The organism is Ponticaulis koreensis DSM 19734 (genome assembly GCF_000420665.1).
Taxonomy (GTDB): domain Bacteria; phylum Pseudomonadota; class Alphaproteobacteria; order Caulobacterales; family Hyphomonadaceae; genus Ponticaulis; species Ponticaulis koreensis.
Map to the genome: position 1 here is coordinate 225,062 of NZ_ATVJ01000003.1, position 26,521 is coordinate 251,582.

At 55.5% G+C, this 26,521-nt stretch carries 30 protein-coding genes and 1 other RNA gene; 21 read left to right on the forward strand and 10 right to left on the reverse strand.

The annotated features are described in order from the left end of the window. Positions 1–69 precede the first annotated feature (69 nt). Positions 70–258: a YqaE/Pmp3 family membrane protein gene (locus G523_RS0116055; protein WP_022696089.1), complete on the reverse strand. Its 189-nt coding sequence runs from the start codon at positions 256–258 to the stop codon at positions 70–72. A gap of 72 nt (positions 259–330) precedes the next feature. Next, positions 331–504, reverse strand: coding sequence for a DUF1328 domain-containing protein (locus tag G523_RS20745; RefSeq protein ID WP_022696090.1), 174 nt, complete (start codon positions 502–504; stop codon positions 331–333). Positions 505–679: 175 nt separating this feature from the next. Here G523_RS20745 and G523_RS0116065 point away from each other — a divergent pair, with 175 nt between their 5' ends. The 3 genes from G523_RS0116065 to G523_RS21150 are packed head-to-tail and all read left to right on the forward strand — an operon-like array spanning position 680 to position 2,484. Continuing rightward, a complete protein-coding gene (locus G523_RS0116065) occupies positions 680–1,516 on the forward strand; it encodes a diacylglycerol/lipid kinase family protein (protein WP_022696091.1) in 837 nt (278 codons plus the stop codon). Then, on the forward strand, positions 1,516–2,274 hold the full coding sequence (locus tag G523_RS19715) for a metallophosphoesterase family protein (RefSeq protein WP_022696092.1): 759 nt from the start codon (positions 1,516–1,518) through the stop codon (positions 2,272–2,274). Before G523_RS0116065 ends, G523_RS19715 begins: the two co-directional genes overlap by 1 nt. Positions 2,275–2,334: 60 nt before the next feature. After that, entirely contained in the window at positions 2,335–2,484 is a 150-nt protein-coding gene (locus tag G523_RS21150) for a hypothetical protein (protein WP_022696093.1), read from the forward strand. Positions 2,485–2,574: 90 nt separating this feature from the next. Here G523_RS21150 and G523_RS20510 read toward each other — a convergent pair whose 3' ends face one another. The 3 genes from G523_RS20510 to G523_RS19725 form a co-directional block, all read right to left on the reverse strand. Beyond that, complete coding sequence (locus tag G523_RS20510; protein WP_155802856.1) at positions 2,575–4,197, reverse strand: sensor histidine kinase; 1,623 nt, start codon at positions 4,195–4,197, stop codon at positions 2,575–2,577. A gap of 89 nt (positions 4,198–4,286) precedes the next feature. Beyond that, positions 4,287–4,874 carry a sigma-70 family RNA polymerase sigma factor gene (locus G523_RS0116085; RefSeq protein ID WP_367119630.1) on the reverse strand — a complete coding sequence of 196 codons (588 nt, stop codon included), beginning with the start codon at positions 4,872–4,874 and terminating at the stop codon, positions 4,287–4,289. 2 nt (positions 4,875–4,876) lie between these two features. Continuing rightward, positions 4,877–5,089, reverse strand: a complete 213-nt coding sequence (locus G523_RS19725) for a NepR family anti-sigma factor (protein ID WP_022696096.1) — start codon at positions 5,087–5,089, stop codon at positions 4,877–4,879. Positions 5,090–5,256: 167 nt separating this feature from the next. Between G523_RS19725 and G523_RS0116100 the strand changes: the two genes are divergently transcribed. From G523_RS0116100 to G523_RS19735, 6 genes are all read left to right on the forward strand, one after another. Next, positions 5,257–6,048 carry a response regulator gene (locus tag G523_RS0116100; protein WP_022696097.1) on the forward strand — a complete coding sequence of 264 codons (792 nt, stop codon included), beginning with the start codon at positions 5,257–5,259 and terminating at the stop codon, positions 6,046–6,048. A 108-nt stretch (positions 6,049–6,156) separates the two neighbouring features. Next, the gene (locus tag G523_RS0116105) at positions 6,157–6,735 is read left to right on the forward strand and encodes an exopolysaccharide biosynthesis protein (RefSeq protein ID WP_027441832.1); all 579 of its coding nucleotides are present in this window, start codon (positions 6,157–6,159) and stop codon (positions 6,733–6,735) included. 73 nt (positions 6,736–6,808) lie between these two features. Continuing rightward, the gene (locus tag G523_RS19730) at positions 6,809–7,120 is read left to right on the forward strand and encodes a DUF883 family protein (protein ID WP_162141068.1); all 312 of its coding nucleotides are present in this window, start codon (positions 6,809–6,811) and stop codon (positions 7,118–7,120) included. A gap of 52 nt (positions 7,121–7,172) precedes the next feature. Further along, positions 7,173–7,523: a hypothetical protein gene (locus G523_RS0116115; protein ID WP_022696100.1), complete on the forward strand. Its 351-nt coding sequence runs from the start codon at positions 7,173–7,175 to the stop codon at positions 7,521–7,523. 153 nt (positions 7,524–7,676) lie between these two features. Then, complete coding sequence (locus G523_RS0116120; protein ID WP_022696101.1) at positions 7,677–7,895, forward strand: hypothetical protein; 219 nt, start codon at positions 7,677–7,679, stop codon at positions 7,893–7,895. Positions 7,896–7,898: 3 nt separating this feature from the next. Continuing rightward, the gene (locus tag G523_RS19735) at positions 7,899–8,459 is read left to right on the forward strand and encodes an MlaC/ttg2D family ABC transporter substrate-binding protein (protein ID WP_022696102.1); all 561 of its coding nucleotides are present in this window, start codon (positions 7,899–7,901) and stop codon (positions 8,457–8,459) included. A gap of 57 nt (positions 8,460–8,516) precedes the next feature. Here G523_RS19735 and G523_RS20515 read toward each other — a convergent pair whose 3' ends face one another. Continuing rightward, positions 8,517–10,532, reverse strand: a complete 2,016-nt coding sequence (locus G523_RS20515; RefSeq protein ID WP_051134879.1) for a gamma-glutamyl-gamma-aminobutyrate hydrolase family protein — start codon at positions 10,530–10,532, stop codon at positions 8,517–8,519. Positions 10,533–10,703: 171 nt separating this feature from the next. After that, positions 10,704–11,039, reverse strand: a complete 336-nt coding sequence (locus G523_RS0116135) for a glycine zipper domain-containing protein (protein WP_022696103.1) — start codon at positions 11,037–11,039, stop codon at positions 10,704–10,706. Between the two features lie 272 nt (positions 11,040–11,311). Here G523_RS0116135 and G523_RS19740 point away from each other — a divergent pair, with 272 nt between their 5' ends. Beyond that, positions 11,312–12,637, forward strand: a complete 1,326-nt coding sequence (locus G523_RS19740) for a hypothetical protein (protein ID WP_022696104.1) — start codon at positions 11,312–11,314, stop codon at positions 12,635–12,637. 4 nt (positions 12,638–12,641) lie between these two features. Here the strand turns inward: G523_RS19740 and G523_RS19745 are convergent, their stop codons facing one another. Further along, positions 12,642–13,088 (reverse strand): MarR family winged helix-turn-helix transcriptional regulator, encoded by a 447-nt coding sequence (locus G523_RS19745; protein ID WP_022696105.1) that lies wholly within the window; start codon positions 13,086–13,088, stop codon positions 12,642–12,644. Between the two features lie 109 nt (positions 13,089–13,197). On the opposite strand from G523_RS19745, the gene rnpB reads away from it, so the two are divergent. From rnpB to murG, 11 genes are all read left to right on the forward strand, one after another. Beyond that, an RNA gene (gene rnpB, locus G523_RS20560) (RNase P RNA component class A) lies at positions 13,198–13,563 on the forward strand. A 398-nt stretch (positions 13,564–13,961) separates the two neighbouring features. Further along, positions 13,962–14,438 carry a division/cell wall cluster transcriptional repressor MraZ gene (locus tag G523_RS0116150; protein ID WP_022696106.1) on the forward strand — a complete coding sequence of 159 codons (477 nt, stop codon included), beginning with the start codon at positions 13,962–13,964 and terminating at the stop codon, positions 14,436–14,438. Then, a complete protein-coding gene (gene rsmH, locus G523_RS0116155) occupies positions 14,438–15,427 on the forward strand; it encodes a 16S rRNA (cytosine(1402)-N(4))-methyltransferase RsmH (protein WP_022696107.1) in 990 nt (329 codons plus the stop codon). Before G523_RS0116150 ends, rsmH begins: the two co-directional genes overlap by 1 nt. Continuing rightward, complete coding sequence (gene ftsL, locus G523_RS0116160; protein WP_022696108.1) at positions 15,424–15,732, forward strand: cell division protein FtsL; 309 nt, start codon at positions 15,424–15,426, stop codon at positions 15,730–15,732. The genes rsmH and ftsL overlap by 4 nt, the downstream gene beginning before the upstream one ends. Then, a complete protein-coding gene (locus G523_RS0116165; protein WP_022696109.1) occupies positions 15,729–17,390 on the forward strand; it encodes a peptidoglycan D,D-transpeptidase FtsI family protein in 1,662 nt (553 codons plus the stop codon). Before ftsL ends, G523_RS0116165 begins: the two co-directional genes overlap by 4 nt. Next, positions 17,387–18,820: a UDP-N-acetylmuramoyl-L-alanyl-D-glutamate--2,6-diaminopimelate ligase gene (locus G523_RS0116170; RefSeq protein ID WP_022696110.1), complete on the forward strand. Its 1,434-nt coding sequence runs from the start codon at positions 17,387–17,389 to the stop codon at positions 18,818–18,820. The genes G523_RS0116165 and G523_RS0116170 overlap by 4 nt, the downstream gene beginning before the upstream one ends. Next, positions 18,817–20,229 carry a UDP-N-acetylmuramoyl-tripeptide--D-alanyl-D-alanine ligase gene (locus G523_RS0116175; RefSeq protein WP_022696111.1) on the forward strand — a complete coding sequence of 471 codons (1,413 nt, stop codon included), beginning with the start codon at positions 18,817–18,819 and terminating at the stop codon, positions 20,227–20,229. Before G523_RS0116170 ends, G523_RS0116175 begins: the two co-directional genes overlap by 4 nt. Then, a complete protein-coding gene (mraY, locus tag G523_RS0116180; protein WP_022696112.1) occupies positions 20,229–21,383 on the forward strand; it encodes a phospho-N-acetylmuramoyl-pentapeptide-transferase in 1,155 nt (384 codons plus the stop codon). The genes G523_RS0116175 and mraY overlap by 1 nt, the downstream gene beginning before the upstream one ends. 12 nt (positions 21,384–21,395) lie before the next feature. Continuing rightward, a complete protein-coding gene (murD, locus tag G523_RS0116185; protein WP_022696113.1) occupies positions 21,396–22,817 on the forward strand; it encodes a UDP-N-acetylmuramoyl-L-alanine--D-glutamate ligase in 1,422 nt (473 codons plus the stop codon). Beyond that, a complete protein-coding gene (locus G523_RS0116190) occupies positions 22,814–23,941 on the forward strand; it encodes an FtsW/RodA/SpoVE family cell cycle protein (RefSeq protein WP_022696114.1) in 1,128 nt (375 codons plus the stop codon). The genes murD and G523_RS0116190 overlap by 4 nt, the downstream gene beginning before the upstream one ends. 36 nt (positions 23,942–23,977) lie before the next feature. After that, the gene (gene murG / locus G523_RS0116195; protein WP_022696115.1) at positions 23,978–25,081 is read left to right on the forward strand and encodes an undecaprenyldiphospho-muramoylpentapeptide beta-N-acetylglucosaminyltransferase; all 1,104 of its coding nucleotides are present in this window, start codon (positions 23,978–23,980) and stop codon (positions 25,079–25,081) included. On the opposite strand, the gene G523_RS0116200 is transcribed toward murG, so the two are convergent. Then, entirely contained in the window at positions 25,078–25,608 is a 531-nt protein-coding gene (locus tag G523_RS0116200; protein WP_022696116.1) for a DUF6702 family protein, read from the reverse strand. The two genes, murG and G523_RS0116200, sit on opposite strands and share 4 nt — an antisense overlap. 4 nt (positions 25,609–25,612) lie before the next feature. After that, the gene (locus tag G523_RS0116205; protein WP_155802858.1) at positions 25,613–26,512 is read right to left on the reverse strand and encodes a pentapeptide repeat-containing protein; all 900 of its coding nucleotides are present in this window, start codon (positions 26,510–26,512) and stop codon (positions 25,613–25,615) included. Between the last annotated feature and the right edge of the window lie 9 nt (positions 26,513–26,521).

Genomic DNA, 26,521 nt, shown 5'->3' on the forward strand with positions numbered 1-26,521 from the left:
GCCTATAGCTGAACCGGTCCTACAACGCAAAAAGCGCGCCGGAGCGCGCTTGTTGGATCGGTCTGGTGTTTATCGCCGGGCGATGACCCAGACGGCATGAATGATGCCAGGAATGTAACCAAGAATGGTGAGGATAAGGTTCAGAACAAATGCGCCACCAATACCGCGGGCGAGTGCAACGCCGACAGGCGGAAGCAGGATGGCGATGATGATCAAAAGAAGGTCTGAACTCGAATTTGAAGATTGAATGTCTGACATGATGTGTTCCCTTTGCTTTGTAAAAGAGGCTCCGAAAGGAGCCTCAATTAAAGTGCGTCTGGTTTGCGAACTCTACAGTACGCTTCGACCCCGGACCGCGCGGGCAACAAATGTAATCACGAGAAGCGCGAGGAATACGAAGAAGAGTAGTTGTGCGATACCTGCGGAAGCACCCGCAATACCACCAAAACCGAATGCAGCGGCGATGATCGCCAGAATGAAAAATCCAAGTGCCCAACCGAGCATGATGTGTCTCCTATGTGTTGCGACGCGGTGACTGCGCCTATGCCAAAAACAACCGCCGGAAAGGGCATCGGTTCCGATTTTTATTATTGGAACTTTCCTGAATCTGCGGCGTTATTGCGGGCGTACACGTCTGTTTTGAAGGGAGAATTGTCCGGTCATTCGGAATCTCACATCCATGAAGTTCTCGGTCATTGTAAATACGCGCTCAGGTTCGGTTCCAGATAATGGAGATGTTCTGATCTCCGAGGAACTCACCGGTCTAGGGCATGAGTTCGATATTTATTCCGTTGAGGGCGCTGACCTTGAGGATGTATGGAAGCAGCAGGATTTGACCGGATGCGATGGCATCATCGTATGGGGCGGAGATGGAACGATTTCATTCGTCCTCTCGCATGCGTGCCGGGCAGACATTCCTGTATTGCCGCTGCCAGGCGGAACCATGAACCTTCTGCCGAAACATATTCATGGCAATGACTGCGAATGGCGTGACTGCCTGAGTAGTGCTCTTGAGAACAGGCAGACCAAGCCTCTTGCCGGCATGCAGATCGGGGATCAGATGTGTTATGTGGGCGTGCTTATTGGCCGGCTGACGCGCCTTGCCCATTCCCGCGAACATTTGCGTACCGGAGCAGTGGGATCCGCCGTTGAAACACTCGTCGGGAATGATGTGCTCAACCTTAAAACCCGCCTCGAAGTGCACGGTGAAGATGAAAACTGGGATGCGACAGCTCTTGGAATATTTGTTCCGGAAGATGACACGCCCGGTCTCGATATAGCGAGCATTGATCCTGACAATCTCGCTCAACTCGTTGAGATGAGTGTCGAAAGCCTGATCGGAAACTGGAAGACGGCAAATGGTGTCGAGCATCGCACTGTCCGTGAAATCGACATTGCGACGAAAGACGATAAGCCGGTTTCAGTGACACTGGACGGCGAGCCGCGCGAACTGAAATCGCCCTTTTCTATCGCATTTTGTCCGGAGGCTGCGACGGTCTGGAGCGCTCGAAGCTAATGATGAAGCTGATACAGGTCGCTGACCTTCACTTCGGCAGGGAGTGCAAGCCAGCTATCACAGCGGCCATTTCTGCAATCAATTCACTTCAGGCGGATGCTCTGATCGTCGCGGGTGACCTGACCCAGCGCGGCAAGACGAGCGAGTTCGAGGCTGCACGAGAGTGGTTGTCTCAAATACCGCTGCCGCAAATTGTAGTGCCCGGTAATCATGACACCCCCATGCTGAATTTGTATGCGCGGGCGCATGAGCCCTTCAAACGGTTCTGCGAATTGTTTGGCGAGGATATGCAGACGCTCAAATTCCCCGACTTAAAAATCGTCGGGCTGAACACTGCGCGTGGTTGGCAGGTGCGCAGGAACTGGGCTGAAGGCTCGGTCAATCTTGATGATCTTCAGGATGCGCTCGGTGACACGCCTGAACTGAAAGCGCTCGTCTGCCATCACCCGTTTCGTCCGGTTCCAGGGGCGCCGCTCACGACACGAACAAAGCGAGGCGCGCGGGCGAGTCAGGCGATCGCGAAAAGTAACGTACGCATGTTGTTCACCGGGCATGTTCACCAGCCGGCGATCCAGAACTGGCGCGAGGAAGGTGGGCAATACCTTGCGATTGGCGCCGGCACACTTTCCGACAGGCTTCGTGAATGGCCCCCGAGCTTCAATGAGATCCAGCTGAATAATGGGCAGGTACAGGTGATTGCGCATGCCTACGAGGGCACGAGATTCGTACCGCGTAAATTAGGAACATTTACACTCTGAAGCAGGGAACCAATGAGCCCCCTCCACGTTGATCAGATGTAACTTAAGAGGAGACATATCATGCTTTTACGCCCACTTCTGGTCGCTGGTCTTGCGCTTACAACAATTGCCGCATGCGACTCAAATGACGGTCCGCTCGAAGAAGCAGGTGAAAACCTTGATAACGCAGTTGAAGAGACAACTGACGAGATGGAAGAAGCAACAGACTAAGCTTTGTCCATCGCTTCAAACGCAAAAGATAACCCCGACGGCGGCATGCCCTCGGGGTTTTTCTTTGGTCCGGTATCGTTCGTTTGAAACTTAAACCGCAGAGAATGGCTTCTTGGCTTCGGTTGGTTCTGGAATGTCGAGCTGGACGACGTAATTGCCATTACCGTCAGGACCGCTCGACAGCTCTCCGCGAAGCTGCCGGGAGAATGCCGTCATAAGCTTGCTGCCAAGGCCTGTGGAATTGGTCCCATCTTCGCTGTCTTCTACCGGACGCGCGGTATTCGTGATTCTCAGAGTCAGCATGCGTGCGTCGGCGTCGCGTAGCATTTCGATGTGAATTCGGCCGCCAAAGGTCGGGCCGTGCTTGATGGCGTTGGTGACAGCTTCCAACGCAAAAAGCGCTAACGGGATTGCATCATCGGCATCGCGGTCTGCATCCTGTAAGTCCCAACTGGCTTCAATACCTGTGTCTTCGAAGCCAAGTGCTTCGGAAAGGTGATCGAGAAGACCGTCGAGGAACGGTTTCAGTGATACCGCCTCGAGGCGCTCGTGTTGATAAAGCGTCTGGTGAACAATAGAGAGCGCATCAATTCTGTGGCGGGCTGACGCCAGAGCAGATTTTGCTCCTGCATCTTCAACCTGACGGCTCTGCAGATTGAGAAAGCTTGTCACGATCTGGAGGTTATTCTTCACGCGGTGGTGGATTTCACGAACTGCCGCGTCGCGTTTGCCTAGCGCTTCGCGCAGTGAACCATCGCGGCTTTCGATTTTTTCGGCCATCTGATCGAGCGTCAGAGCGAGTTCGAGAATTTCTTCCGGTGCGCTGCTAAAGCTTTCGCCCGCACGAATTTTGTAGCGACCAGCACCATATATGAAGGCGATACGTTTTAAACGCGCGATCCATTTTAGAACAAGACGGTCAACTGCGACCCAAACGGCCGCAAGAACCAGAAGAAAGGCCAGAAAGGGCAGTCCGATTGCTGAGGCCGGAGCAATAGCAAATTCGCTGAACAGGCCAGGAGAAGGGCGGGTGAGTAGTACATAAACGCCGCCCTGACCAATACGTTCGATCACAACATCAAAACGTTCGCCTCCGATCCGCACATCGGGGAATAGCGCATTACCATCATTTGCTTCGAGCTGGTTCAGCCAGTCCGGTTCAAACTGTGAAATGACGTCGCTGCCAAAGACACGACCATCACGAGAGGCGATCGAGATGTCGATGTCTTCGTCGCGAAGTTTTTCATGCAGAAAATCACCCAGGCGTTCAGCATTGATGCCGAAGCTGACAGAGCCATCAAATGCCCCGAATGCTGTTTCTACTCGTGAGTGAATGGCAAAAAGTTGAGTATGACTGACCGGTCCTTCAAACGCATCCGTGCGGATAATGTCCGTTCCAAGCCTTAAACGCTCAAATGCCTCGGGTCTGGTAATGGGAAACCCAGGTTCACCAATCGCGGTGCACTCGGAAATTCCGTCAATATTGAAGCGAACAACATTGTTCAGCGACGGGATAACCTCACGGAGTCTTTCAAAGACCGTAGAGCAACCACCATCCAGAATTTCAGCGTCGAAAAACTGGAGATAGCTTTCGGCGGTGGCAAGATTTTGTGCAAGATCGTCGATTGCGTCGTCGGCTGTTTCCATCAATTCGACGCGTCGCTGATCAAGGCTTTGCTCAGCGTTGATCCAGGCTTGAATCCCGCTGAGCAAAAAAATGGGTGTCAGTGCGACTGCAAGCGTAGCAAGAAGCCTCAGCCGGAGAGAACTCTTGGCTGTGCGTGGCTTTTCGCGTTCTTCGCTCACGCTGGTGTTGAACCCGACAGACTGTCTGCCTGAGCGATGAGGTCATCAAACGCTTCGCTGGCTGACATAGAGGAGTCTGAGTTGAAGCCCACGGAATTCGATTCCATGATAACTGCGAGTGCATTACGTGCCCGGTTCACACGGCTTTTGATCGTGCCGACTGCGCAGCCACAGATTTCCGCGACTTCTTCGTAAGGAAGGCCGCCTGCACCGACAAGGATCAGTGCTTCACGTTGGTCATCCGGCAGTTCATTGAGCGCATTACGCAGAGCGAGCAGCTCCATAGAGTCTGACGGATTATCATTGGATACCAGTGTGGCCTCTGCCACTTCAGGGTCCAATGGCTGACGACGCCAGCTTCTGCGCTTCTCTGAATAGAACGTGTTCCGCAGAATAGTGAAGCACCACGCTTTGAGGTTGGTGCCTTCCTGGTAAGACTCTCTGGCCTTCCAGGCGCGCATCAGAGTTTCCTGCGCGAGATCGTCTGCCTGCGTCGCATCAGAGCACAGGTTTCTCGCAAAAGCGCGAAGGTGCGGAATGAGCTCACTCAGCTCACGTTTGAAATTGTTATCGTCCACAGTAATGCTCACTTCTCTGGCTGAGATGAAGAGGCATTATCGCCACCAGCCCGGCCGGAAGTGGCCTCAGATGATTTGTCTGCTTCTTCGAGAAGGCGCAGAAAATCATCGGGGATTTCTTCAGAAATCACGTCATCATAGAGCTGACGCAGCTGTAGACCGAGTCTACGCTGTCTAGCTCGTTGAGCGACTGAATCTTCCCGGGATTTTTCCATAATCATACCTATATAATACTTCCCGTAAGGTGCGCCGCCTGAAACAGCGGTGCGCGAATTACAAGAAGGAAATGCCCGTTTTGGCCATTGGTTCCAAAAAAATGACATTTATTATTTTTTTTCGGAACCAACTTCTTTCTGAGGAATTAATGCAGGACGTTTGGAGGGTATAAATGTCATTCGTAACTCAACTTGGTCCTCACCTCCCATTTCTCCGCCGGTATGCGCGTGCGCTTACCGGATCGCAGAGCAGCGGCGATGCTTATATTAAAGCATCATTGGCGGCGCTCGCGAGCGATACGGACGGTTTTGATAAAGATGCTTCGCCGCGCCTCGCGCTTTATAAATACTTCCACCTGATCTGGTCGCAGACAGGTGCGCAGCTTGAAGATAAGTTCGGCGGCGGTGATCAGGTCGCAGACTTCCGTCTGCAGGCGCTTGCGCCGATCCACCGACAGGCTTTTCTGCTGTCTTCTCTTGAAGGCTTCACGACTTCTGAGGTTGCTGAAATCCTGAATGCGTCTGCAGAACAGGTAGCGTCCTACCTCGCAGAAGCGCAGACAGAGATTGAGAGCGAACTTCGCACTCAGGTTCTCATCATTGAAGACGAGCCTGTGATTGCAGCGGATCTGGAAAGCCTCGTGACCGATCTGGGGCATGGCGTCACCGGTAACGCAACAACGCATAAAGAAGCCGTTGAAATGGCGCGCAAGAACCCGCCAGGGCTCGTGCTGTGCGATATTCAGCTCGCTGATAATTCTTCAGGTATTGATGCCGCACACGACATCCTTCAGGATTTCGACGTGCCAATTATCTTCATTACGGCATTCCCTGAGCGTCTGCTGACAGGCGAACGTCCGGAGCCGACATATCTGATCTCCAAACCGTTCCAGGAATCTACAGTCAAAGCGGCTATCGCTCAGGCACTGTTCTTCCACCCGAATAAAGCGGAAGCAGCCGCGTAAGCGTTGCTTTCTCTCTGAGAGAGGCGAACCCGTCCGGATTTCCGGGCGGGTTTTTCTTTGTTGCGGGCAGGGCCGGAACCGGCGCTATGTCGGTGCGTTAAAGCAAGCATGTCTAGCGCACCACTTCACGATATTCTCGATGATATTGAAGGCCTCGCCGAAGATAAAGGTAAGGTCGACGTCAAATCGCTGCTCGAGTCCTTTCAGGCAAGATCATTCGGGCCGGTCCTCGTTCTTCTCGGCATACTTTCCATGTCGCCGCTTGGCGCTGTGCCTGGCATCCCGGTTGTGCTCGCTGGCATGGTGATCTTGTGGGCAGGGCAGATTCTCATCGGTCGGTCTCACCCGTGGACGCCCGAATTCCTGCACTCCATCGAAATTTCTGAAGATCAGGTCGGTAAGTTTCGCGACAAAGCCGAGCCTGCAACCGAGTTTGTCGATAACTGGGTGAAGCCCCGTCTGAAATGGGCGGTCGGCGATGTGTCGGAATATCTGATTGCGGCGCTTTCCATTGCGCTCGCGCTTTTGATGATCCCGCTCGAATTGGTGCCTTTTGCCGTTGCTATTCCAGCAGGTGCGCTGGTTCTTTTAGGGCTCGCGCTCATGGCGAAAGATGGAATTCTGACGCTGATCTCGATTGCTCTGGGCGCTATCGTCATAATCGGATCGATTGTAGGATTTCTCTGAGAAAATACCGATAAATTCGGAACTTCGGGCCGCCGCCTTCGTTGATTTTACATAGGCAATGAAGGAGACACACATGACACTACATACTGTATCAAACCCCGCACCCGAAGCTGAAACAGAAGTCAAAGATGACGTTGACAACCTGCGCAAGGACTTCGACTCTCTTAAAGACAATGTGAGCTCGCTGATGTCTCATGTCGGTCAGTTTGCAAGCGCAAAAGCCGGTGAAGTTCCGGAACAGACGCGCGAATTTGCTGGTGAAGCAAAAGACAAGATTGAAGGCTATGGAAACGCGGTTTCAGACCGTATCCGTGAAAAGCCACTAGCAGCGGTAGGTATCGCCGCAGGCGTTGGCGTCCTGTTCGCAATGCTGACGCGTCGCTAATCACATGGAAAATGCCAAGCTCAGAATTATAGCTGGCGCAGGCGGAGTCCTTATGGGCTTCGCCGGCATTCTGTTCGTATCGGGTGCCTTGGCCGTATTTCTGGCCAGCGTTATGGGATGGGGTTTCGCCATCCTGACAATCGGCGCTCTGTTACTGCTCGGTGCCGGGCTTGGCATCGCGTATTTTGCAGAGCCGTTCCAGGATATCGATGAAGAGTTTCAGGAACTGGAAGATGCTGCAGCTGATGCGCTTGCAGATCTGCCGTTCGATACATTGAAATCGATCGTAGACAAACGGCCTCTGACCTCGGTCAGCATCGCCGCAATTGCGGGCTATTCGGTTGCTAATGATCCTTCAAACGCGACAAAGCACGCCCAGCGCCTGATGTTCGGACTGCTCTGATAGAGAACGCTATTTAATCGGATGAAAGCCGCCCGCTTGAGGCGGCTTTTTTTGTTTTAATACAGGTGATTACCTGAGGGCTGAGATGCGCAAAAAGGGGAACTTATATGGCCGGTTAACGTTTAGTTTCCATAGAATTCAGGAGATCTGATTATGCGAAACCCACTTGTTTCTCTGCTCGTTGTAGCGGGCGTACTTTTCGTCGGAGCCATGGGCTTCTTCTACATTCAGCACGGCTCTATGGAAGGCGCTGGCGCAGAGATGGACGCAGTTCTTGCTGACGCCGCAGATGCGACAGCCGAGGCGGCTGACAACATCGGCGAGGCCACTGAGGACTTTGTTGAAGATGTCCGTGACGGCGATGAGGCGTAAATCATGATCAGAACCAGCTTTATTGCCTGTGCGCTCGCAGCAGGCCTGTCGCTCAGCGCCGAGGCGCGCATCCAGTCCACACCGGAAGCGGTAATCGACTCTGTATCATCGAGTGCGATGACACACCTCGCCGACAACACTTTGACTGAAAACGAAGCCAGCGATCTGCTGTCCAACGTCAATGTGGACGCGGTAAGCCGGTTTGCACTTGGACAATATGTTCGCACGGCAAGCGATGCAGAGCTGGAGAGCTATAACACCGCTTTCCGCACCTACCTTGCAGACCAGCTGCAAACTCATCTGGGCAATTTTGCTGGCGGTAGCTTCGAGATCGTGGACACGGTTGCGCGTGAGCCCGGTGATGTTGTCGTCGAGACATCTGTGACGAATGCCGACGGCGAGCAGCTTCCTGTCAGCTGGCGCGTTAAATCGTTTGATGGCGACTGGCAGATTATCGACGTTGAGTTCGAAGGTCTCTGGCTTGTCATTGAACAGCGCGCTCAGTTCCAGGCAACGCTGGATGCTAATGGCGGTGACGTCGGAGCTCTTGCCGACAGCCTCTAAAACAGCTTTCAGCCTCAAAAGAAAAGCCTCGCAAACTGCGAGGCTTTTTTCGTTGGGTCAGGTTGTTGCTACTTCAGAGTTTCGTTTCTCCGCGAAGGCGCCAGCCGCATTTACAAACGTCCTGAAGATGTCACGCGCGAAGCGGCGGTAGAGCAAAAACTCAGGGTGGAATTGTATGCCCACGGCGAACTCATGGTCTGAGTGCTCAATCCCCTGAATCAATCCGTTCGGTTCCAGGGCAGTAGCATGGAAGCCTTTGCCAAGATCATCGATCGCCTGAGTGTGGATCGAGTTCACGCATAGCTCGTCACGCTCCACCATCTGGTAAAGTTTTGACGAGGTGCGCACCTCAACAGGTTTGCGATAAAAGACCCTCTGCAGGAAGTCAGTCGGATATTCCTCATCATATGCGCTGAGGTCAGGATGCAGCGTGCCGCCTGCATACACATTCATCATCTGCATACCTCGGCAGACACCCAGCATGGGAATACCATGTTCAAACGCCGCTTGTGCCCATGAGGCTTCCATCTCGTCACGCGCAAGATCATAGCGGACGTGTTCTTTCGGCTTACCCTGATAGCGGTCTGGGTAGACATCAGACCCGCCACCGAACAGAAGGCCGTCGATTGAATGAGGATCACGCGGCGCCGATGACGTGATGGCAACGGGTCGACCGCCCGCCATCCAGACGGCAAGCTTCATGGCCTGGAAAGCAAAGAAGTCGCCTTTGTCGGGCCGTGTAATGCCGATTACCGGACGCACATCATCATTATCTTCATGTACTGTTGGCTCTTCCGGTTCGTCTGCATCGAACTTCAGCTCGGGCGGGAGTTCGCCGTGCCGTACCAGCGAGCTAAGCGCGAACAGGATGCCGAGCCCCGTTGCCGGATCGTGGTCCGCCGTAAATTCTGAAGGCAGCTCTTCATGGCGTTTCAGTTCGGCCCGCAGCTTTTTGATCGTGCCGGCGCTGAGTGCCGACTGCGAAAGCGCTTCAGGGAAATGGCGCAATGCCTGAAGGACATCGCCCTTCGAGGCGTCGGCCTTCAGTGATTTCCAGGCTGAAGAGGCGCTCTCCATATGCTCATCAGAACCGGCAATTTCCTGCGCAACAGACAGGATCCAGGCTGCCGGTGTGCGCGAGCGGAAACCAACATGATCGTCTTCCAGCTGTTCGTCTTTCAGTGGGAGGCCGGCCGCAATGGCAAAGGCCAGCCAGGGATAATCAATGCCGGACTCGGTTGAGTGGAACAGGCCCGCCCAGAAGCGTGGATTGATCTCGATCAGTTTTGCGGGCTGATCTGAGTTTTCATCCCAGCGAAAATCAACTTCGGCGACCCCGTGCCAGCCGGAAGCTGCGACGAGCTTGCGCGCGGTCTCTTCAAACGGTTCTGCGGATACGGTTTCGCGGATCGCGCCAGCGCCGGATTCTACAGGGAACTGCTTGATGTTTTTATAGGCTGAAATGGCAATCAGATCGCCGCGACGGGCGGCGATAGCGACGCAATAGTCCTCGCCTTCAATGGCTTCCTGAAGCAGCAGGTTTTGCTTGCCTTTCAGTTCGTCTCGGTAATGGGTGACGTCGCTTTCGTCTTTCAGAAGGCTCACGCCTCGACCGCCCACGCCATCCACAGGCTTCACAATGCGTGGAAGACTCATCTCCTCAATGCTCAGATCACGGAATTCATCCGGCGTCAGTATGCGTGTTTCAGGGGCCTGAAGCGCGTTATCTGTCGCGAACTCTGCGAAATTGTCTTTCGGGTGGATGAGGTCGATACACTCGGCCGGCGGTGCCGCTATTTTGATAAGCGGCTCGAACCGGTCGCGATTGCGGGAGAATAGCTTGGCGTCCCTGAAGCCTGGGATGAGCACATATAGTCGGTCATCATCAGGCGCGTATTTGCGGATAGCTTCTTCAAAAGCATTGAGGGCAGCTTCCGGCTCACGCTCGAAATGGGGATGGGTGAACGAGTCTTTGGTGTGTTTGGAGAATGAAAGCACAGTAAGGTCGACATCGTCACATCCGATCACCTCAATCCCGCGTTCGCTCAGTGAGCGCGCGATGACGAGGGACATGAGGCTTCGCCCATATGTAACAATAGCCCGACCTCTGATTTTCTGTTCAGAGCGGGCTTCAGGGGTTTGGTGATCCGAATTATCAGGCTTCGGACTAACGCCATGCGAGAGTGTGTCTGTCATGTATTTGAAAGTGCCACCCTGTACCGGGTACAGAGTGGCAAATCTATCCTACCAGCGTGAAGGGTCTGTTGGGTAGCGGTCGCTTACGTCAGCAACGCCATCATTGTCATAGTCACGCTCATCAGCCTGGTCGTCTACGCCCGGCATGTCGCAGTCTTCTGCATTCGTGCAACCACGTGCTGCGCCTGCCGCGCCGCCAACTGCCGCGCCAACTGCTGCGCCTGTCGCTGCATCACCGTCGCCGGTGTTGTTGCCGATGATGGCACCAGCTGCTGCGCCAATTGCCGCGCCGCCAAGTGCGTTGCGTTCTGTTTCGCCCGTGCTTGTGCAGGCTGCTGCACCAAGTGCGAGGGCGGGGATGATAAACATCATGTGCTTTTTCATGGTCAGATCTCCGTTATTGTGTCGAACTAACGTGACCCTTGTGATGAGGTTCCAAGATCGCGTGAGATTGGTGATTTGTCGTTGATCGGAAGACCTGTCGTGAAAATGTTACGCGCTGTCATTGCGAGGAGACGGAATTTTCAGGGTTTTCGGCCGCCGATGACAAAAATTTGTCGCGCTTATTCTGTTTTGCGGGGTTGCTTGTCTAAAAAGTTTCATACAGTTCGGGTAGCGAAGGGCTACGTAGAGTCCAGACGCCATCGGGAAGTACCATGAGCTTTTTCGGAATTGAGATGTTCGCCGCGATCGGCTTCCTGTTTGCGGCCTATGCCGTGGTCGGAAATGACGCGCTTCAGACGCTCGGTACTTTCATCAATTCCAACAAGCGCCTGCACTGGACCGTTCTGTTTGGGTTTGCAGTCACAATTCTGGTTGTAACCTTCGCTTATGGTTGGGTCGTGAATGGCGGTGACCCGTCCTACGGTCGCCTCTCGAATGAGAGCAAATATCCGCCAATGGTTGTGCAGTGGTACCATGTGCTGCCGCCGCTTGTGCTGCTGGTTATTACCCGTCTCGGTATTCCCGTTTCGACATCGTTCATGGTTCTGACCATTTTCGCCTCTATTGGCGGCCTTGGCTCCATGATTGAAAAATCGCTTTTCGGCTACGCGCTGGCCTTTGTTACAGGCGGCGTGGTCTACCTGATCATCGCGCGCACGCTGGAGCGCTGGTTCGAGCATAATCCGGTTGATGCGTTTATTCCGTACGGCATCATCGCCGGAGTCGGTACGGCGTTCTTCCTGTCACAATACTATGTGTTCGGTACCACAAGCGACATGCAATCTGTGCTGGTCGGTGTGGGGCTGTCTTTCTTTGCAGAAGCGGTCGCGCTGGCGTTTTGCTTCAAGCACTCGCGGTCCATGTATTGGGTGGTCCTGCAATGGGTGACAACAGGCTATTTATGGGCGGTCTGGCTGATTCAGGATTTCGCGAACATTTTCGTCTTCCTGCCACGCGAGCTGACGGCGATTCAAGGCTTCCTCGCTATGGGCGCGATCGCGCTTCTGCTGGCATACACATTTGCTAACCGTGGTGGTCCTGTACAGCGCATTCTCAACACCAAGTCCAACGTCACCGATATTCGTTCGGCAACGATTGTCGACTTTCTTTACGCGTCACTTCTGTTCTTCTTCAAGGAGCTTAATGATCTGCCAATGAGCACAACCTGGGTGTTCCTCGGGCTTATTGCGGGCCGCGAATACGCCTTTGCGCTGACGCATAAGGTCGTCACGATTGGCGCTGCAGTTCTCGATACATTCGGTGATCTCGGCAAAGCCTTTATCGGCCTCGTTATCTCGATCGACCTTGCTGTCGGTCTGCCGCTTCTGGCGCGTATCGCCATCGGCGAGAATGTCGATCTATCCATGATCTTCGCCACAGATATCTTCCTGTGGTTTGTCGTCCTGTCGAACCTGATGCTGGCGGTCACACTGTGGTTCCTCATGCGCAAGGATAAGCCTGCGACGACCGTGTTCGCGATTGTCATGGCACTGGGTGCGGCTGGATTCTTTGCGTCAGTCGATCAGCTGACAGCGTGAGCGATCAGCTATCGGCTGCGTGGCGCAAGCGGGCCATAAATCGGTAGCCGGCCTGCAGGTCGTCCTGACTAAGCTCTTCTTCGACCCGTGATTGTGCGGCCTGCCAGAGCGGGTAGGCGGCCACGAGCTTTGCCTGACCTGCTGCTGTGAGACGGTGTGTGATAGCACGGCTGACATTCGCTTTCTCCCGCTCGATCAAACCTGCATCAATCAGCGGTTTGAGATTGCGAGAGAGCGTTGATTTTTCGATGTTAAGGGCATCACCCAGCTCGGAAATCGAATTGAAATTGTAAGAGCCAATCGCGACCAACAGGGAAAACTGCGTTCCTGTGATCCCGGCATTCTTAAGTGCCTGGTCGTAAAGTCGCGTGATCGAGCGGGCTGTCATCAGCGTTCGAACGCTGGCGCAACGGCTCGCTATGTCTGTGATCTTTTCTTTTTCAACCGTCATGGATTCCACAGGTAATGTTATTGCCCGAATGTGCAAGTAACTCTCAATCACGATCTCGGTTCCCTCCTACTGGCCAAATCCGCTCAGCTGATTTACAAGCCACGCCGGATCAGATGGCCGGGCGGCCGCTGGCGTGCTTGCATGCTGGAGGAAAGTCCGGGCTCCATGAGGACAGGGCGGCGGGTAACTCCCGCCCGGCGTGAGCCGAGGGAAAGTGCCACAGAAAGCAAACCGCCCCGATACGTCGGGGTAAGGGTGAAAGGGTGCGGTAAGAGCGCACCGCGGTTCTGGCAACAGGACTGGCAAGGTAAACCCCGCCTGGAGCAAGACCAAATAGGGAAAGCATGATGGCGTGTCTTCGCGTCGCTTTCCGGGTCGGTCGCGTCAGGTGATGAGCAATCATCATCGCAGAGGAATGGTCGCCAATCCGCGTTTACGTGGTGAACAGAACCCGGCTTACAGGCCATCTGATCCTTTTCTCTCATGGGCAAAACTGGGCGCGAGCGGGCAAATGTTCGCTGATTTGGCATTTGTGTGCCCATGGCTGCCCAATTTCCTCACTCTCACTGCAAAAAATTTACGCTTTCTGTTTAACCATCTGGGGATAAGTGTCTCTGCCGTGTCTCTGGCACACGATATTGTTGGGTGATCATGGGGTGGCACAAGATATTGATTTCAGGGGTAGGTGGAGTGCTGCCGCCAAGCGACGATATTCTTCCTATGTTCCTATAAGTTCTGAATTTGTTCGGATTTCGGGTGTGGATTGTGTTAACAAACCCTGTCTAGCCCATTGTTGCCCATTTCTGCACATGTTATCCCAATTTTAAACCAAAACACCCCAAAATGGGTGAGGTAGTTGGCTGTGGGTTGGTCATGTTCTTATCGACCGTTGAAGGAAGCATTGATGGGCGCGGACGAGTTCTCGTTCCGAGCAGCTTCCGCACGGCTCTAGAAGGGGCATCCCGTTTCTTCCTGTATCCGATCGCTGAAGGTGGCGGCTGTCTTGAGGGCGGCGGCATGGATCTGATGCAGAGCTACCGTAAAATCTTCTCCAACCTGCACCCGAATGATGTGAACCGCCGCGCAAACGTCATGGCGATTTTCTCCAATGGCAGCGAAATCACTATGGATCAGGCGGGCCGCGCGAATATTCCGGCAAACCTGCTCCGTGAGGCGGGTATTGAGAAAGAGCTTCTCTTCGTTGGTGCGATGGACCGTTTCCAGATCTGGAATCCTGAGCGCTTTGCGTCCTATCGTCAGGAAATGTCGTCCCATGCGACACAGAACCCTGATGCGCTGGCTGTGCCGTTTTATCAGAGCCTCGGCCAAGACGGACAGGGAGGCGCGTAATGGGCCATATTCCTGTCATGCTGGATCACGTTGTTGAGCACCTCGCGCCTAAGGCTGGCGAGGTGTTTCTCGACGGCACGTTCGGTGGGGGCGGTTACTCGCGTCGCATTCTGGAAAGCGCTAAGTGCCATGTAATTGGCGTGGATCGTGACCCGGATGCTGAAACACGCTCTGCACCGCTCAAATCCGATTATCCTGATCGCTTTAGTTTTGCGGGTGGCCGTTTCGGCGAGCTCGACGAGGTTGCTCGTGCTTGTGGTCATGAGCAGCTCGATGGCGTGGTTGTTGATCTGGGTGTCTCATCGTTTCAGCTTGATGAGGCTGATCGCGGGTTTTCCTTCATGCGCGATGGGCCGCTCGATATGCGTATGAGCCAGAGTGGACCGAGTGCGGCTGATCTGGTGAACTCAGCGCCAGAGGCTGTTCTGGCTAACATTATCTTCCAATTGGGTGAGGAGCGTGACTCCCGTCGCATTGCGCGTCGTATCGTAGAGACGCGCAAAGCCGAAGCCTTCACGACAACGCTTCAACTTGCAGAAGCCATCGAGAAGGCTGTCGGGGGTCGTCGTGGCAAGAAGACCCACCCGGCAACAAAGTCGTTTCAGGCGTTGCGCATGTTCGTGAATGAAGAGCTGGTCGAGTTGGCGAATGCGCTCGAAGCTGCCGAACGCGCGCTCAAGCCAGGCGGTCGTCTCGTCGTTGTGACCTTCCACTCTCTTGAAGACCGTATGGTCAAAGCATTCATGGCTGAGCGGTCCGGCAAAACCGAAGGTGGCTCGCGCTTTATGCCAGTAGTGCAATCTGAGGGGCCAGCCGCGACGTTTGAAAAGATTCGCCGCGTAACTGCGCCAGACGTCGCCGAGATTGAAGCGAATGCGCGTGCGCGTTCGTCTCGCCTTCGTTCCGCTGTGCGCACTGAAGCGCCGGTCTGGGATGCTGACACCGATCTGTCTGTTGATCTGCCATCACTGAGTGAGGTCTGCCGATGAACCGTTATGTGCTTCTGACTGGTATCGTTGTGATGGGCTTCCTGGCCGTCGGGATGTTTCAGGCAAAATCCGGCGCAGGCGAGAGCAATGATCGTATCCGCGCTCTGAATGCTGAAATTGCCCAGCTTGAAGGTGAGATTGAGCTCCTTGAGGCGGAGATGGATACGCTGACAGGCCGTGCGCGTATTGCGGAGCTGGCGTCCAGCCGCCTCGGCATGGGCCCTGCGCGATCCCGTCAGATGATCGATATAGAAACTGCTGATGCGTTCTTCGGTCCGCTCACCGATTGGGAGAGCGAAGAATGAGCCAGAATCTGTTCGAAGCCGAACGTACATCTCCGCTCCGTGCCCGGCTTGTGGCTGCGGGCCTTTGCTTTGCGTTTTGCGCCGTTGGCTTGCAGGGCGCAGTTGTTGCGTTAGCTGGAAGTGATAGCGCCACTACGCGCGTTGCCAGCTCGTCTCGCGATGCTGTCAGCACGCGGCGCGCAGAGATTGTTGACCGCAATGGCGAGCGTCTTGCGACGTCCGTTTCTGTTTACTCGCTTTATGCCGATCCGAGCGCGATCTGGAATGCCCATGATGTAGCAGCAGGTCTCGTGTCCATCCTCCCAGACCTTGATTACGACACCATTCTCGCGCGCCTCTCTGATGAGGGCCGGCGTTTCGTCTGGCTGAAACGAGGTCTCACGCCAAACCAGCGTCAGGCTGTGTTTGATCTTGGCTTTGAGGCGCTGGGCTTTCGCGAGGAGACGCGCCGTTTCTACCCGCAGCGCAGCCTGGCATCTCACATTCTCGGTTTCACCGATGTCGACGGCAACGGGATTTCAGGCATCGAGTATGCGCTGAATGATCGCCTTACCAGCACTGACGAGCCGCTCCAGCTGACCATTGATGTTGGTATTCAGTATAGTCTCGAAGTCGAGCTGAGCGCGGCGGCCGTTCGCACAAATGCTGAGGGCGGCGCTGGCGTCGTGCTGGACGCGCGTACGGGTGAAGTGCTCGCCATGGCGTCCTGGCCGATGTATGACGCGAACCGTCCGCAGGATGCTGATGATGTTGCGCGTTTCAACCGCGCATCCTCCGGCGTTTACGAGCTGGGCTCGGTGTTCAAGCCGTTCACGATTGCCGCCGGCATCGACCTTGGCGAAGTGACGCTTCGCGAAACCTTCGATGTGCGCAATCCGATCCGTATCGGCTCTGACGCAATTCATGACGATCACCCGCTCCACAATGCACGCAGTGCTGATCTGACCACCATTCTGGCCCAGTCTTCCAATATCGGTACGGTTCAGGTGGCAGGCCGGATCGGGCCGGAGCGTCAGGTGCGCTTCCTTGAGTCACTTGGCCTGTTCGATGCCTCTCCGGTCGAACTTGGTTCGGCTGCGCCGCTTCTTCCCGAGTATTGGTCTGAAGTGACTTATGCGACGGCGAGCTTCGGTCATGGCATTGCAGTCTCTCCGATGTCGTTTGCCTCTGCGTTTGCGACCTTCGCAAATGATGGCGAATATCTTGCGCCAACCATTCTGATGGAAGGTGACCCGCTGGCCGCGCCTCGTGAGCCGCGCCGCGTTATGTCTGCGCCAACCGCGCAGGTCGTTGTCGAGATGATGCGCACAGCCGTTACTGAGGGCACAGGCCGCAATGCTGACGTCGTTGGCTACCGCGTTGCCGGTAAGACAGGTACTGCCGAAAAACCTGCTGCTGGCGGATATGATGACGACCGGAATGTGACGTCATTCTCCGCTGTGTTTCCCGCAGATGACCCGAATTATGTCGTATTGATCGTGCTGGATGAGCCTACCAATGAGGCAGGTCAGGCCATCTCTGCTGCTTTCGCGTCTGCCCCGGCAGTCGGAAATGTGATTGAACGCATCGCGCCGATTCTGGATGTGATGCCGAACTTCGAAGACATCAGACCGTCTGGACCGCCGGTGCGTATGATTGCAGACAGGAGGTCACTGTGAAGCTGAAGGATCTGTTCGAGGGGCAGAACATCTCAGCAGACGCTGATGTTAAAGGACTGACGGCCGATTCCCGCAAAGTGGAGGAAGGCTTTGTCTTTGCTGCTCTTCAGGGTGTTGCCCGTGATGGCCGCGAGTTTATTCCGATGGCGCTTGAGAAAGGCGCTGCGGCTATTCTCTGTGGCGGGCCTGCGGAAACAGGCGACGCTGCGCTTGTGACTGCCGAGGAGCCGCGTCAGGCGCTCGCATATGCAAGCGCGAAATTCTATCCGCGCCAGCCTGAGAATGTCGTCGCCGTGACCGGCACGAATGGCAAAAGCTCCACAGTGGATTTTCTCCGCCAGATCTGGGCGCATGCAGGCATGAAAGCCGCAAGCATGGGCACGCTTGGCGCGGTTGGTCCGAACGGTCATATCGATCTTGGCCATACGACGCCTGATCCGGTGATGATCCACGAAACGCTGGACACGCTGGCAGGTGAGGGCGTGACGCATGCCGCAATGGAGGCGTCCTCTCACGGTCTCGTTCAGTACCGCCTTGATGGGGTGAAGCTGGCCGCCGTTGCGTTCACGAACCTAACGCAGGACCATCTCGACTATCATGCGGACTTCAACGATTACCGCTCTGCGAAGCTGCGTTTGTTCTCCCAGCTGGCGCCTGTAGGTGCGCTCGCGATTGTAAACGCTGACAGCCCGGAAACGCCTGTGTTCGAAGACGCTGCGCGTGAGGCAGGTCTGAACCTGTTTTCTGTTGGCTGGCGTGGCGCAGACCTGAAAATTCGTGAGCTTAGCCCACGTGCGACAGGTCAGGTGATGGACGTGCTCTATCAGGGCAATGCGTACGATGTGCATCTGCCTTTGATTGGCGAGTTTCAGGCGCTCAATGCGCTCACAGCCGCAGGTCTCGCGATTGGTCTTGGTCTCGCTCCGGAAGCGGTGTTCGAGGCTATGGCCACGCTGACGACGGTTAAAGGCCGCCTTGAGCTGGTCGGCGAAAAGTCTGGCGGAGGCGCAGTTTTTGTTGACTATGCGCATACGCCGGATGGTCTTGACGTGCTTCTCCGCGCTGCACGTCCGCACACAGCCGGTCGTCTCATTCTGGTATTTGGCTGCGGCGGTGATCGCGATCCATACAAACGTCCGATGATGGGCGAGATCGCTGCAAAGCATGCCGACGTCGTCATCGTGACAGACGATAACCCGCGCACTGAAGACGCCGCGTCTATTCGCTCCTCCATCATGACGGCGTGCCCCGAAGCGACTGAGATCGCTGACCGGGCTGCGGCCATTCAAGCCGGTATTGCTCAACTGAAAGCGGGCGACACGCTGCTTATCGCAGGCAAGGGACACGAGACCGGTCAGATTATTGGCGCTGAAGTCCTTCCATTCTCGGATCAGGATACAGCTGCTCAGGCTCTGGAGAGCGCCGCATGACAAAGCCACTCTGGACCTCCGAAGAGGCTGCCAAAGCAACGGGTTGCCGGGCCGTTGGCCGCTGGGCGATTTGTGGTCTGTCCATTGATACTCGTAGCATCCAGCCAGGCGACATGTTCGTTGCGCTGAAAGATGTGCGTGACGGACATGACTTTGTGCCTAACGCCTATGAGGCGGGTGCAGGTGCGTGTCTGGTGTCACGTCCGATTGAAGATGTGCCAGCGCTACAGGTAGATGACACGCTGACAGCGCTTGAAGCCATGGGACGGGCCGCGCGTGCGCGCACGGATGCTTTCTGCTGCGCGATTACAGGGTCAGTTGGCAAAACCAGCGTGAAGGAAATGCTGGCGCAGATTTTCCGCGCTTTCGGTCCTGCGCATTGGTCCGTCAAATCCTTCAACAATCATTGGGGCGTGCCACTGACGCTCGCGCGTATGCCGCAGGACACGACACGCGCTGTGTTCGAGATTGGCATGAATACGCCAGGCGAGATTGAACCTCGCTCTGAAATGGTTCGCCCGCATGCGGCACTGATCACCAAGATTGCACCAGCTCACCTTGAGGGCATGGGCTCTGAAGATGCTGTTGCACTGGAAAAGTCTGCCATCTTCGCGGGCCTTGAGTCGGGCGGCTACGCGATCCTGCCACTCGGGGACAATTTCTACGAATTCCTCCGCGGCAAAGCTGCTGAATATGCGCCGGACGCTAAAATTCTGACGTTCGGCACTGAAGGTAGTCAGGCCTTCGTAACGGATTACGAGACAGATGGTGTGTCCTCACGGTTCACCCTCGAAGTGCTTGGCGAGACGGTAGATGTCTCCGTCGATGCCGTGGGCGAGCATTGGGGGCAGAATGTTGCTGCCGCTCTCCTCATGGCCAATTGTTCCGGCCTTGGCGTTCTTGAGGCGGCAAAAGCCCTGAACGGCTATGCGCCACCTGAAGGGCGGGGTAATGCTGAATGGCTGAACCTCGAGGGTGAAGGCCGCGCCTTGATGGTTGATGACGCTTACAATGCAAACCCTGAAAGCATGCGCGCTGCGCTCGCCGGTTTCGCAATGCGTCCTGCGAAACGCAAACTAATTGCACTTGGTGAGATGAAAGAGCTTGGCCCAGATGCCGACGCACTTCATGCAGGCCTCGCACCCGAAATTCTGGCCTGTGAGCCAGCGCGGGTTTTCCTCTCGGGTCAAGGCATAAAGCCGCTTGTAAAAGCGCTCGACGGGAAGGTGGAAGTTAGCTGGGCATCGAAAGCCGGCGATCTCCATGAAATGGTTAATAAGTCGTTAATAAATGGCGATGCGCTCTTGATCAAAGGCTCGAATGCTTCCGGAATGGGAACATTAGCCGGAGCGCTTCGACGCTTCAGCGCGCAGAATAACGATACCTCAAAGGGCGCCGGGGAAGAGTAATGCTGTACGAAATTTTATCAATGTATACAGAAGACTACTCATTTATGAACGTGATGAACTACGTCACTTTCCGGACAGGGCTTGCCTTTGCGACGGCGTTTATTCTCTGCCTCATTATGGGCGCGCCAATGATTAACTGGCTGCGCAAGCGTCAAAAAAAGGGCCAGCCAATCCGAGAAGATGGTCCGGAAAGTCATTTGCTGACGAAAAAAGGCACGCCAACTATGGGTGGCTTTCTAATTCTAATGGGCATTTCAGTCGGCACGCTTCTCTGGGCGGATTTATCTAACGAATATATCTGGATCGTACTGTTCGTGACGGTCGGCTACGGCCTGATTGGCTTCCTGGATGACTTCACGAAAGTCACCAAAGGCCATGCCGGTGGTCTTTCCGGCAAGGCGCGTCTCTTCGCCGAGTTTGTGATTGCGATTGTTGCGGTGGTCTGGGTGGCCCGTTACGCGCCAATCGCTGCGGGCCAGTCTGCACTTGAACGCGAAGCTGCGAACCTGCTGCCTGTGCTGATCCCTGAAAACTTCGAGACATCTCTGACCATTCCGTTCTTCAAAGACGTTCTGATCAATCTGACGATCTATGGCTTTGCGATTTTCGGCGCGTTTGTTGTTGTGGGCGCAGCCAACTCTGTGAACCTGACGGATGGCCTTGATGGCCTTGCGATTGTGCCGGTCATGGTTGCAGGCGGCACGTTCGCGTTGATCGCTTATATCTGCGGAACGCCGCGCTATGCCGATTATCTTTATCTGATCAACACGCCGGGTACGTCTGAGCTGACTGTGCTGTTCGGTGCGCTGTTTGGCTCAGGCCTCGGCTTCCTCTGGTACAACGCGCCGCCTGCGAAAGTCTTCATGGGCGATACAGGTTCACTCGCGCTGGGCGGCATGGTCGGCACGGTTGCTGTCTGCACCAAGCACGAGATCGTTCTTGCAATTGTTGGCGGCATTTTCGTCATGGAGGCTCTCTCCGTATTCGTACAGGTGGGCAGCTATAAGCTGACCGGTAAGCGCGTTTTCCGTATGGCGCCGATCCACCACCACTTCGAAAAAGCGGGCTGGGCTGAATCCACCGTCGTGATCCGCTTCTGGATCATATCCGTAGTTCTGGCCCTTATCGGCCTTGCGACACTCAAGCTGAGATAGAGGTCTGATCAGGTGATCCCTATTCGTGAATTCGCAGGACAGTATGTCGCCGTATTCGGTCTGGGCCGCACAGGCCTTGCGACCGTGCGCGCGCTGCAGGCTGGCGGTGCAAAGGTTCACGCATGGGATGACAATCCGGTTGCGCGTGAGCGGGCGACCGAGCAGGGCTTCGATCTTGTAGATATCAATAAGCGCGACTGGCAGCAGTATTCTGCGCTGGTTCTGTCGCCGGGCATTCCATACCGCTATCCGGAGCCGCACCGTCTGGTTCAGATGGCCAGAATGGTTGGCGTTGAAGTTATCGGAGACATGGAATTGTTTGCCCGCGCGGTGAATGCCATGCCGGAACACTCACGTCCGAAGATCATCGGCGTCACCGGAACGAACGGTAAGTCCACGACAACGTCTCTCATCGGCCATGTGCTTAAGAAGGCGGGTAAGGACGTACGCGTCGGCGGCAATATCGGAATTGGCGTTCTGGACATGGCGCCGCTTCATGCGAACGCCGTCTATGTGCTTGAGCTGTCATCTTATCAGCTTGATCTGTGTGAAAGCCTGAAATGCGATGTAGCGGTGCTGCTCAATGTGACGCCGGACCATCTGGAACGTCATGGAGGCATGCAGGGCTATATCAACGCCAAGACCCGTATTTTCGATAACCAGTCAGAAAAAGATCTCGCCGTCATCGGTATGGACACCATGCCGACGCAGATCCTGATGGCTAAAATGGCGGCCAAGCGTCACCAGCGCTGCGTGGGCGTCTCTTCCACCTATGCGCTTGGTCGCGGTGTAAGCGCTGTCCATGGTCGTCTGTTTGATAGCCAGAGCGGCCGCGCCATGATGATTGGTGACCTAAGCAAAATTCAAACTCTGCCGGGCGCGCACAACCATCAGAATGCCGCTGCAGCTTATGCGGCCTGCCGCGGTGTGGGCGTGGATGCGACCGTGATCATGGAGGCGATGGCGACCTTTCCGGGCCTCGCGCACCGTCAGGAAGTTGTCGGCAAAGTTGGCGGCGTAACCTTCGTGAACGATTCCAAAGCCACGAATGGTCAGGCGGCTGTTCAGGCGTTGAAAAGCTATCCGAAAGTCTACTGGATTGGCGGCGGTGTGGCCAAGTCTGATGGCCTTGCGGATGTCCGCCCGTTCTATGGCCACATCACGAAAGCTTACCTGATCGGTGAGGCGCAGAAGCAGTTTTCCCGCGAGCTGAGCGATGATGTTCCGCACATGAATTGTGGCACACTCAAGCGCGCTGTTGCCGAAGCCATGCATGATGCAGCGAACTCAGGTGATGAAGACCCTATCGTTCTTCTGTCGCCAGCTTGTGCCAGCTTTGACCAGTTCAAGGATTTCGAAGCGCGCGGCGATGAATTCAAAGAGCTCGTCCATGGCCTGATGAGCGATACTGAAAGACTTCGGGCAACGGTATGACGACACTCGCACGTTCTGACACATCCATGTTGGCAGAATGGTGGCGCACGGTGGATCACGGCATCATCATTGGCGCCATGGTTCTGCTGGCTTGCGGTATGCTGTTGTCATTGGCTGCAGGGCCGACAGCCGCAGAGCGTATCGGTTACAACAACACCTTCCACTTCGTGTTTCGGCACGCTGGGTTCGTCGTTGGCGCGATTATCATCATGCTGGCCTCGTCCATGCTGACAGAGAGCTGGGCACGGCGTCTCGCCCTGCTGATATTCATCGGTGCGTTTCTGCTGATGGCAGTGCTTTTGGTGATCGGGCACGAAGTTAAAGGCAGTCAACGCTGGATCAGTCTGGGAGGCTTCTCCATACAGCCTTCCGAGTTTGTGAAGCCTGCGCTGATCGTGCTGGCCTCTTGGTTGCTGGCGCAGCGTCAGCGCCTTAAGACCGTGCCGTGGGAGGTTCTGACCTTCTTCCTGTTTGCGCCGACGGTTGGCCTGCTGCTGCTTCAGCCTGACGTTGGACAAACGGCGCTTCTGACGGCGGCCTTCCTCGTTGCGTTCTTCGTGTCCGGCCTGCCGCTGATCTGGGCTGCTGCCTTTGGTGTGGGCGGTGTGCTGACAGGGCTCGGACTTTATTTCTCGTTCGAACATGTGCGGTACCGCATTCAGAGTTTCCTCAATCCGAATGAGGCGAGCTATCAGCTTGATCAGGCGCATGAAGCCATTGCGCGAGGCGGTTTGCTTGGTGTTGGCCCGGGCGAGGGACGTATCAAGGAGGACCTTCCTGATCCGCATACCGATTTCATCTACTCGGTCGCAGGTGAGGAGTTCGGCTATATCGCCTGTCTTGGCTTGCTCATCATTTTCGCTGTAATCGCGCTTCGCGGCGTGATGGCAGCGTCCCGCAGAGCTGACCCATATCCGCGTGCAGCAGGCACGGCGCTCTTCTTCATGTTCGGCCTGCAAGCCGTCATCAATGTGGGCGTGAATGTTGGTATGCTGCCAACCAAGGGAATGACGCTGCCATTCATCAGTTATGGTGGGTCCTCAATGATCGGCACGGCGCTCACACTTGGCCTCGGCCTTGCGTTGACCCGTAAAAGGGCTGAATTTCACCCCGGAATTAAGTAACCGTTTCGGCCAGAGACACGGCTGAAGGAGTATCTCATGTCAAATGCGCCACTCGTTGTGATTGGAGCCGGAGGCACTGGTGGCCATATGTTTCCGGCATCAGCCTTTGCTGCGGAAATGAAACAGCGTGGCTGGCGCGTGGGGCTTATGACCGATGAGCGCGGCCAGCGCTACACGGATGGTTTTCCGGCTGACTGGATCATCAATGTGAAGGCGGCGACGTTCGCCAGCAAACGACCGGACAAGCTGATTGCTTCCGGCCTTAAAATCCTCGCCGGCATCAAAGAGGCACAAGCCAAACTCAAAACCGAGCAGGCAAGCCTCGTGGCAGGCTTTGGTGGCTATCCAGCCTTTCCGGCTCTCGCAGCGGCTAGCCGCGAAGGTGTACCGATCATCATCCACGAACAGAATGCGGTGCTTGGCCGTGTGAACCGTGTTTTCGCGAAGACGGCTAAGGTCGTCGCCTGCGGGTTTGACCGGCTGGATCGTCTGCCAAAGGCCGCAGAGAAGAATAAGCGCGTGGTCGGTAATCCGGTTCGCGGGCCAATCCTCGCCGTACGTGACGAGCCATATCCTGCAGCGGGCAGCGATGCGCCGCTCCAGCTTCTAGTCATCGGGGGAAGTCAGGGCGCGCGGCTGTTCGGCGAGGTTATTCCTGCTGCCGTGTGTGCGTTGCCAGACGATATTCGCAGCCGGTTGAAGATCGTTCAGCAAGTGCGTGAAGAGCAGATTGAGGCCGTGCGCGCCCTCTACGCCGAAGCGGGCGTAAATAGCGAGCTGGCGCCGTTCTTCTCCAATATGCCGGAACTCTTAAGCGGATCGCATATGGTGATGTCGCGCTCTGGCGCCTCAAGTGTGACCGAGCTTGCAGTCGTAGGCCGCCCGAGCCTGCTCATCCCTCTGGCGATTGCCATGGATGATCACCAGACCGGCAATGCAGAAACACTTCGTGACGCAGGCGGAGCCGATGTGCTGTCGGAAGGTGAGTTCACGCCTGAACGGGTCACAGACCTGCTTACAGAGCGTCTGAGAGACGGGGCAGGGCTTGCTGCCCGCGCGGAGGCCGCGAAGTCTGTTGGCCGCTTTAACGCGTCTAGTGATCTCGCCGATCTCGCTGAAGAGGTGGTCGGTAAAGCCTAGTAGGTATCTGATCCGTCGAGGCGGAAGGTCGCCCACGGTGTCGAGCGCGTAAAGATCAGAGTCTCATTCAGGCCATGCAGGCGGACATGCACAATGTTCGTCTGATCCTGATGCACATCCATCAGCTCGTTGGAACGCATGACATACAGGCCGTCTGCGGGCATTTCCGGCGTGGTCTGATAGATCCAGACAAAGCCATCTTCAATTTCGCCGCCAACCAGTTCGAGCGGCAGAGCTTGGCCGTTGTGTGAAATAGAGAAGCGGCTCTCGACATATTCGCCAAACAGAGCCTGCGCGCGCGGGTCCGTCATGATGGAGAGCGAGGTGTCTCCGTGAACACGGTGCAGCGTGCTCTCAGAATCATGGATGCGGTAGCGGTGAATGATTTCAACGCGGTTGGCATTCTCGTTGTAGCTTATCTCTGTCTCGGCTTCCTTGCGCGGGTGCGCGTCAGCAGACATGGCCGACGTAACAGCAATCATGAGACAAGCGAGTGCTGTGAAGGCAATGCGCATGAAAGCAGTCATTTGGTCAGAGCGAGCGTTGGCCTGAGCGGGCTGTGAAGTCTTCAAGGAAACGGTTTTCATTCGCTGCATGTGGTGCACCAAACGTCACTCCGTCAAGATTGATTTCGCAGCGAAACCGCGCTTCACCCATTCGCGCTTCCTGGTTGAAGAAGGCATTGGTGAGCCAGAGCTTGTCTTCAAAGATACAGCCTTCAAATGAGGCCGGGCCCTCGAAGCGAGATTTCTGAAAGCTGACCACGTCTTCGAAGACGCAGGATGAGAAATCCGCGCCTTCACTGAAGCGGGATGCGTTGAAGCTAACATTGCTTGCAAAACGTGCGTATTCCGCTGTCACCTTTTCCATAAAGCGGCAGCCTGTGGCCCAGATTTCATTCTGAGCAAGAAGTTCGGACAGGTCTGTCGCGCGGGCGATGACGGAGTTCCGTATTTCCAGACGGCCATCGATCTGTGAACTACGCAGGCGCAACGCGCCGTATATCTTCATCTGATCGAGCCAGACGCCGTCTTCGGCGATATAGGCATTGCGCATGTTGAAATCGCCAAACACCTCGCAGGCGCTGAAATAGCCGCCGGCAAGCAGGCTGATATCGTCTGCGTGTACACTTCCGGGAAACAGGCAGCCGGCAAGATCGAGGCGTTCGTCGAAGGTATGGCGTTCCCAGTTGGTGGTGCAGGCAAAGTCGATGAGTTCATTGCCCTGATTTTCAAAGCGCAATTGCATCATGCGGGTTGCCCAGCGGTTCCAGAACTCACTGCCATATTCGGCGCGTTCAATGCTGGCGCGTCGACGGCGTGACGCCATCATCGTCCGATCGAATGACGACAATTCTCCGGCATCGAGGAATTCCTCAATCCAGGGGCAAAGATCTGCCAAATCTTGTTGCCAGAGGGTGGTTGTCGACACGATTCAATC

Coding starts and splice junctions, on each gene's coding strand:
- G523_RS0116165 (WP_022696109.1), top strand. CDS start 15,729: ATGAGCCAGAATCTGTTCGAAGCCGAACGTACATCTCCGCTCCGTGCC.
- G523_RS0116150 (WP_022696106.1), top strand. CDS start 13,962: ATGTTCTTATCGACCGTTGAAGGAAGCATTGATGGGCGCGGACGAGTT.
- G523_RS19715 (WP_022696092.1), top strand. CDS start 1,516: ATGATGAAGCTGATACAGGTCGCTGACCTTCACTTCGGCAGGGAGTGC.
- G523_RS19735 (WP_022696102.1), top strand. CDS start 7,899: ATGATCAGAACCAGCTTTATTGCCTGTGCGCTCGCAGCAGGCCTGTCG.
- rsmH (WP_022696107.1), top strand. CDS start 14,438: ATGGGCCATATTCCTGTCATGCTGGATCACGTTGTTGAGCACCTCGCG.
- G523_RS19740 (WP_022696104.1), top strand. CDS start 11,312: ATGAGCTTTTTCGGAATTGAGATGTTCGCCGCGATCGGCTTCCTGTTT.
- G523_RS0116065 (WP_022696091.1), top strand. CDS start 680: ATGAAGTTCTCGGTCATTGTAAATACGCGCTCAGGTTCGGTTCCAGAT.
- murG (WP_022696115.1), top strand. CDS start 23,978: ATGTCAAATGCGCCACTCGTTGTGATTGGAGCCGGAGGCACTGGTGGC.
- G523_RS0116120 (WP_022696101.1), top strand. CDS start 7,677: ATGCGAAACCCACTTGTTTCTCTGCTCGTTGTAGCGGGCGTACTTTTC.
- G523_RS21150 (WP_022696093.1), top strand. CDS start 2,335: ATGCTTTTACGCCCACTTCTGGTCGCTGGTCTTGCGCTTACAACAATT.
- G523_RS20515 (WP_051134879.1), bottom strand. CDS start 10,532: ATGTCCCTCGTCATCGCGCGCTCACTGAGCGAACGCGGGATTGAGGTG.
- G523_RS0116175 (WP_022696111.1), top strand. CDS start 18,817: ATGACAAAGCCACTCTGGACCTCCGAAGAGGCTGCCAAAGCAACGGGT.
- G523_RS0116115 (WP_022696100.1), top strand. CDS start 7,173: ATGGGCTTCGCCGGCATTCTGTTCGTATCGGGTGCCTTGGCCGTATTT.
- G523_RS20745 (WP_022696090.1), bottom strand. CDS start 504: ATGCTCGGTTGGGCACTTGGATTTTTCATTCTGGCGATCATCGCCGCT.
- G523_RS0116190 (WP_022696114.1), top strand. CDS start 22,814: ATGACGACACTCGCACGTTCTGACACATCCATGTTGGCAGAATGGTGG.
- ftsL (WP_022696108.1), top strand. CDS start 15,424: ATGAACCGTTATGTGCTTCTGACTGGTATCGTTGTGATGGGCTTCCTG.
- G523_RS19730 (WP_162141068.1), top strand. CDS start 6,809: ATGACACTACATACTGTATCAAACCCCGCACCCGAAGCTGAAACAGAA.
- G523_RS0116055 (WP_022696089.1), bottom strand. CDS start 258: ATGTCAGACATTCAATCTTCAAATTCGAGTTCAGACCTTCTTTTGATC.
- G523_RS19725 (WP_022696096.1), bottom strand. CDS start 5,089: ATGATTATGGAAAAATCCCGGGAAGATTCAGTCGCTCAACGAGCTAGA.
- G523_RS0116135 (WP_022696103.1), bottom strand. CDS start 11,039: ATGAAAAAGCACATGATGTTTATCATCCCCGCCCTCGCACTTGGTGCA.
- mraY (WP_022696112.1), top strand. CDS start 20,229: ATGCTGTACGAAATTTTATCAATGTATACAGAAGACTACTCATTTATG.
- G523_RS19745 (WP_022696105.1), bottom strand. CDS start 13,088: ATGACGGTTGAAAAAGAAAAGATCACAGACATAGCGAGCCGTTGCGCC.
- G523_RS0116105 (WP_027441832.1), top strand. CDS start 6,157: ATGTCTAGCGCACCACTTCACGATATTCTCGATGATATTGAAGGCCTC.
- G523_RS0116200 (WP_022696116.1), bottom strand. CDS start 25,608: ATGACTGCTTTCATGCGCATTGCCTTCACAGCACTCGCTTGTCTCATG.
- G523_RS0116100 (WP_022696097.1), top strand. CDS start 5,257: ATGTCATTCGTAACTCAACTTGGTCCTCACCTCCCATTTCTCCGCCGG.